6 protein-coding genes are annotated in these 4,845 nt (G+C 70.9%); all 6 read left to right on the forward strand.

The features are described 5' to 3' along the window. The coding region (locus tag ACTH43_RS18260) for an adenylosuccinate synthetase (RefSeq protein ID WP_441446308.1) at positions 1 to 417 on the forward strand (417 nt) is incomplete at its 5' end. A 1-nt stretch (position 418) separates the two neighbouring features. Continuing rightward, positions 419 to 823: a sterol carrier family protein gene (locus tag ACTH43_RS18265; RefSeq protein ID WP_441446309.1), complete on the forward strand. Its 405-nt coding sequence runs from the start codon at positions 419 to 421 to the stop codon at positions 821 to 823. Further along, positions 820 to 1,617, forward strand: a complete 798-nt coding sequence (locus ACTH43_RS18270; RefSeq protein WP_441446310.1) for a copper homeostasis protein CutC — start codon at positions 820 to 822, stop codon at positions 1,615 to 1,617. Before ACTH43_RS18265 ends, ACTH43_RS18270 begins: the two co-directional genes overlap by 4 nt. 5 nt (positions 1,618 to 1,622) lie before the next feature. After that, a complete protein-coding gene (locus ACTH43_RS18275; protein ID WP_441446311.1) occupies positions 1,623 to 2,069 on the forward strand; it encodes a hypothetical protein in 447 nt (148 codons plus the stop codon). 53 nt (positions 2,070 to 2,122) lie between these two features. Next, complete coding sequence (purF, locus tag ACTH43_RS18280; RefSeq protein WP_441446312.1) at positions 2,123 to 3,613, forward strand: amidophosphoribosyltransferase; 1,491 nt, start codon at positions 2,123 to 2,125, stop codon at positions 3,611 to 3,613. After that, the gene (gene purM / locus ACTH43_RS18285) at positions 3,610 to 4,758 is read left to right on the forward strand and encodes a phosphoribosylformylglycinamidine cyclo-ligase (protein ID WP_441446313.1); all 1,149 of its coding nucleotides are present in this window, start codon (positions 3,610 to 3,612) and stop codon (positions 4,756 to 4,758) included. The genes purF and purM overlap by 4 nt, the downstream gene beginning before the upstream one ends. The last annotated feature ends 87 nt before the right edge of the window (positions 4,759 to 4,845 follow it).

The following is a 4,845-nucleotide window of genomic DNA, read 5'->3' on the forward strand; positions in this document are numbered from 1 at the left end:
GAGGTCGGCGTGAACACCGGCCGCCCCCGTCGCTGCGGCTGGTACGACGCGCTGATGATCCGCCACGCGGTGCGCATCAACGGCTTCACCGACATCGTGCTGACCAAGCTCGACGTGCTCACCGGCATCGATGAGGTGCCGATCTGCACGGGCTATGACATCGACGGCGTGATCCACCGTGATATGCCGATGACGCAGACCGAGTTCCATCACGCCACGCCGATCTACGAGACGCTCCCGGGCTGGACCGAGGATCTCTCCGAGGCCCGCACCTTCGAGGAGCTGCCGGAGAACGCCCGCGCCTATGTGCTCCGTCTCGAGGAGCTCGCGGGCTGCCGGATCAGCGCCATCGGCGTGGGCCCGGACCGCGCCGCGACCATCGCTGTCCACGACCTGCTGCCGGAGGTGGCCGGCTGACGTGGTGAGCCGTCGTACCGATCCTGAGGCAGGGCGCAGCGCGCTCGCGACCTGGGCGACCGCGCCAGCGGATGCCGGACGCCCCGTCCTGGCCCCCGCGGTGCGCCACACCCTGGAGATGTTCGCCGAGGAGTTCCCCGGCGGCGCCGTCGAACTTCGGGTCCCACCCTATGCGGCGGTGCAGGCCATCGCCGGCACCCGCCACACCCGAGGCACCCCGCCCGCCGTCGTCGAGACCGACGCCGCCACCTGGCTCGCGCTGGTCAGCGGTGACCTCGCCTGGGCAGAGGCTGTCGCCGGTGGTCGTGTGCATGCCAGTGGCGAACGCAGTGACCTCGCAGAGCTGCTGCCGCTGCCCGGTCCGCGCCGCGTCGTGCGCGCCGCCCGTGAACAGGAGAAGCGATGAGCATCGCCGTAGAGATCGCGGTCGAGGACCTCGTGGGCCTCGATGTCGCCGCCAAGGCGGGCGCGGACCGGGTGGAGCTGTGCATCGAGCTCGAGCGCGGTGGGATCACCCCACCGCCCGAACTGGTCGAGGAATGCACGCGCCGGGCCGCCGCGCTGGTGGCAGCCCGAGATGCGAAGCCGCACTTCGATGTGCACGTGCTGATCCGCGCCCGGGCGGAGCGCGGCGACTTCCTGGACCATCCCGAGGAGTTCCTGTACTCCGAGGACGAGGTCGAGCTGATGGCCCGCCAAGCTCGTGACGCCGTGACCGCCGGCGCTGCCGGGGTGGTGATCGGGGCCCTCACCGAGTCGGGGGAGCTGGACGTCCCCGCGATCGAGGTCATCCGGGACGGGGCTCTGACCGCCGGCAGCGGCGCACTGCGAGGCATCACCCTCACCGCCCACCGCGCCGTCGACGCACTGCCCGGTCGTGCCGAGCGCGAGCACGCCGTGCGGACCCTGCTGGGCCTCGGCTTCCACCGCGTGCTCAGCTCGGGCGGCGCGGACCGCGCCCTGGACGGAGCCGAGGATCTGGGCGCCATGGTCGACGCCGCCGAGGGGCTGCTCGACATCTGCGCCGGTGGCGGAGTGCGTCCCGCGGACCTCGTCGATCTCGCGCGCCGCAGCGGCGTGCCCGACGTGCACCTGTCCGCTCGCCGTCGCGCCGGCGCACCGGTCGAGGCCGACGCCCCCGAGACCCGCACCGACCCGGCGATCGTCGCCGCGGCGGTCGACGCTGCTGGAGGACTGTGAACACTGTGAATGCACCCGAACACCCTGAACGCCCTGAACGCCCTGAACGCCCTGAACGCCCTGAACGCTCTGAGCGCCCTGAGCGCGCCGAGCCCGCTGGCCGTGATGAGAGCGACACCCCTGACGGTCACCAGGTCGCCACCCCGCAGGAGGCCACCCGAGAGGACGCCCCAGAGGCCGACGATCCGGCGACGGCGACCGCGGAGCCGGACGAGACCAGCATCTACGTGCGTCGCAGTCGCACCCCGACCCTGGGCTTCTGGGCCGCCGTCGCGATCGCGCTGCCTGCTGTGGCCGCGCTGATCAGCGCCCCGTTCTTCGACTTCGCAGACCTCGGCGGAGTGCTCAACTTCGTGCTGCTCGCCGCAGTCATCGTCGGTCTCCCGCTGGCCACGATCGCGGCCGTCATCGACTCGGTTCGCCACCGTCGGAAGAGCTCGCCCGAGCGCTGATCCCATGCTGGACGGCATGTCGGCGGGACCTCGCGCTGTGGCACTATGGACCGGTGGCACGCGGCGACGGAAAACTCTCCCATGACCTGCTCCCCGGTGAGAAGGGCCCGCAAGACGCCTGTGGCGTCTTCGGTGTCTTCGCGCCCGGCGAGGACGTCTCGAAACTGACCTATTACGGTCTCTATGCGCTGCAGCACCGCGGGCAGGAATCTGCCGGCATCGCCACCAGCGACGGCTCCCAGATCATGGTCTACAAGGACATGGGGCTGGTCTCCCAGGTCTTCGACGAGGCCTCCCTCGGAGCGCTCCAGGGACACATCGCGCTCGGGCACACCCGGTACTCGACCACCGGTGCCTCCAACTGGTCCAACGCCCAGCCGGCACTGGGCCCCCGCCCCGACGGCACCGTGGCGATGGCCCACAACGGCAACCTGGTGAACACCGAGGAGCTGCTCGAGCTGATCGCGGAGCGCCATGGCACGCCGCGCACCGGTGAGCTGGGACGCGGCAACACGACCGACACCGCCCTGGTCACCGCACTGCTGAACAGCGAAGGCCCGCTCGAGGACGCGCTGCGCGAGCTGATGCCGCACCTGCGCGGCGCCTACTGCTTCACCCTGATGGACGAGACCACCCTGTATGCGGCGCGTGACCCGCAGGGGATCCGCCCGCTGGTGCTGGGCCGGCTCGAGCGCGGCTGGGTGGTCGCCTCCGAGACCGCCGCCCTGGACATCTGCGGTGCGAGCTTCGTGCGGGAGATCGCCCCCGGCGAGATGATCGTCATCGACGAGCAGGGCCTGCGCAGCGAGCAGGTCATGAAGCCCGAGCCCAAGGGCTGCGTCTTCGAGTACGTCTACCTCGCCCGCCCCGACACCCGCATCGCCGGCCGCAGCGTGAACGAGGCCCGTGCCGAGATGGGCCGCCAGCTGGCCCGCGAACATCCCGTCGAGGCGGATCTGGTGATCCCGACCCCGGAATCCGGGACCCCGGCCGCGATCGGCTACGCGCAGGAGTCCGGTATCCCCTACGGCCAGGGGATGGTGAAGAACGCCTATGTGGGACGCACCTTCATCCAGCCCAGCCAGACCATCCGCCAGCTCGGGATCCGACTCAAGCTCAACCCGCTGCGAGAGGTGATCGCCGGCAAGCGACTGGTCGTCATCGACGACTCGATCGTGCGCGGCAACACCCAGCGCGCCGTGGTGAGGATGCTGCGCGAAGCCGGAGCAGCCGAGGTGCACGTGAGGATCTCCTCCCCGCCGGTGCGCTGGCCCTGCTTCTACGGCATCGACTTCGCCTCCCGGGCAGAGCTGATCGCCAACGGTCTGGGCATCGAGGAGATCGCCCGGTCCCTCGGTGCGGACTCGCTCGGCTACATCTCCGAAGAGGGGATGATCACCGCCACCGCACAGCCGGAAGAGGCGCTGTGCACCGCCTGCTTCTCCGGGAAGTACCCGGTCGCCCTGCCGGAGCCCGTCGCCCGGGCGCAGGGCATCACCCAGGCTCGTGAGCCCGAGCCCGCCGTCGTCGGGAAGGACGCATGAACACCACGGACCCCAGGCCCGCTTCGATCACCTACGCCGGATCGGGGGTGGACACCGCCGCTGGAGACCGCGCCGTCGAGCTGATGAAGGAGGCCGTGGCCGCGACCCACGGGCCGCAGGTGCTCGGCGGGATCGGCGCCTTCGCCGGCCTCGTCGACGTCAGCGCGCTCAAGGAGTACCGGCGCCCGCTGCTGGCCTCCTCGACCGACGGAGTGGGCACCAAGATCGCGATCGCCCGCGAACTCGACATCCACGACACCATCGGACGTGACCTGGTGGGCATGGTCGTGGACGACATCATCGTGGTCGGTGCAGCGCCGCTGGCCATGACCGACTACATCGCGTGCGGCAAGGTGGTGCCCGAGCGGATCGCCGACATCGTGCGCGGCATCGCCGAGGGCTGCCAGATCGCCGGCTGCGCCCTGGTGGGTGGAGAGACCGCTGAGCACCCCGGGCTGATGGCCGCCGAGGACTATGACGTGGCCGGTGCCGCCGTCGGCGTCGTCGAAGCTGATGAGCTGCTCGGACCGGACCGCGTCCGGGCCGGCGACGTGGTGATCGGGATGGACGCCTCCGGTCTCCACTCCAATGGATACTCCCTGGTGCGCGCCGTGATCGCGGCCGCAGGCGTCTCGCTGGAGGCGCATGTCGACGATTTCAGTCGCACGCTCGGCGAGGAGCTCCTCGAGCCCACCCGCATCTACACCGCGGATCTGCTCGCCGTGCTGCGGGATGCACGCACCACCGGTGCGATCCACGCGCTGAGCCATGTCACCGGCGGCGGCCTCGCCGCGAACCTCGCCCGCGTGATGCCCCGCGGGCTCGCCGCACGCGTGGACCGTGCACGCTGGCAGCCCGGCGCCGTGTTCTCCCGCGTGGCGCAGTGGGGCTCGGTGCCTCAGCTGGATCTCGAAGGGACCCTGAACATGGGCGTCGGGATGGTGGCGCTGGTCGATCCCACGAAGGCCGACGCCACGTTGGCGGTGCTCGCCGAGCAGGGTCTCGGGGCGCGCGTGATCGGCGAGGTCGTCGGCGAGGACGCGCTGCCCGAGCCGGGCGCTGCACTCGAGCATGTGGTCGCCGGCGCGAAGGGCGTCGACGGCGGCTCGGTTCTCCTTGCGGGGCAGTACCCCGGCTGGTCCTGAGACTCCGCTGGTCACGGCACTGGTTCGTGACACAGGGGCCGTGACTTCGTGACACAGGGGCCGTGACACAGCAGGAGGGCCGACCCA

It is taken from the genome of Brachybacterium sp., from assembly GCF_052095815.1.
Classification (GTDB): Bacteria; Actinomycetota; Actinomycetes; order Actinomycetales; family Dermabacteraceae; genus Brachybacterium.